At 60.8% G+C, this 1,241-nt stretch carries 2 protein-coding genes; both read right to left on the bottom strand.

Annotated features, from left to right (window positions below; translation table 11 throughout):
- Positions 1-670, bottom strand: a 670-nt coding sequence (locus tag VPH46_RS16275) for a glycosyltransferase (RefSeq protein ID WP_416612904.1), incomplete at its 3' end; no start/stop codon positions are given.
- Positions 671-787: 117 nt separating this feature from the next.
- The coding region (locus tag VPH46_RS16280) for a hypothetical protein (protein WP_416612906.1) at positions 788-1,241 on the bottom strand (454 nt) is incomplete at its 5' end.

Consider the following 1,241-nt stretch of genomic DNA (forward strand, 5'->3'; position numbering starts at 1 on the left):
CGCCCAGTGCCGCGATCAACTCGGCGACGCGCTTGCGCGGTTCCAGCGCTCCGCTGATCAGGCCAATCGTGCAAACGGCGGAAAAGCTGCGTCCCGGCACGATCGCCTCGCGAGACAGCGGCGCCGCGGCCCGAAAACGTGCCACGTCCATGCCGCTGGCAACCACGAAATGGTTCTCGCGCCGCCCAAGCCCATGGTCGAGGCAGAGGTCGCGCATCCCCTCGCTTACGTCGACATAGGCGTCGGTAACCCGCGCCGCAGCCTTTTCCAGCACCAGATAGATCCGCGCCGTCGCCTGCCCCACGCCGACGAAGGGCAGGATGTGGACGCCGTGCACGATCATCGGGACCCGCGCGCGCGCTGCCGCGAGGCGCCCCAGCACGCCTGCCTTGCTTTCGTGGGTATGCACGATGTCGGGGTGCAGATCGCGGAACAGCCGGGCGAGCGCACGGAGGCAGCGCAGATCCGCCCACGGGCGCACCGCACGTACCATGGAGGGTAGATGATGCATCCGCACCCGCGGGTCTGCCGCCGCAACCATGTCCGGGTGATGGTCACCATACACTAGGTGCACCTCGTGCCCCAGCGCCGCCTGGCCATTGCAGGTCAGCAGCGTGTTCTCGTCCGCACCGCCGCGAATGAACCTGGTTATGACATGTACGATACGCACGTTTCGGCATCCTTCTCCCGCGGCACCGAACCGTCCGCTGGCAACCTGCTGTCTGAGGCAGACTTAATGCACGCCAAATTCAGCAAAATTCGATTACAACCCGTGACCGCTGACCCGTCATCGCCCAAGGGACGAAGAGCTTCTCCGCACGATTCCGAGTAAGCTTTTAGGGTCGATACCCGTTTTGTACATCGCCCGCGCGGCGTACAACTTCGCCTTTTCAGCGGCCGTTGCAATTGGGAAGTCCACTTGCATTGCCTCTTCCAACGCGACGGCTGCTCCGTGACGCCCCATCAGCTCGAGCTTGACCTGGCGACGCCTAAGAGCGCGCGCGAGTTCAAGAGTCTTGTCTTGTAGGACACCGTCTATTCCTTGCTCTTTCAACTCTGAAATCGCCGAGGCTCTCTGCGATTCATTTAGAAGAGCAAGTTTCTTAACGAGGAATACGTACTTTATTTGTTCTATCGATTTATATGGATTGAAGCTGGCACCGTCCTCTTGAGCCAACTGGGTATATAGTGCCCCATCCAAATAGGTCCCCGGTGCTATAGCAGATAGTCGGAACCATAAG

It is taken from the genome of Sphingomonas sp. MJ1 (PH-R8) (assembly GCF_048058635.1).
Lineage (GTDB): Bacteria > Pseudomonadota > Alphaproteobacteria > Sphingomonadales > Sphingomonadaceae > Sphingomonas.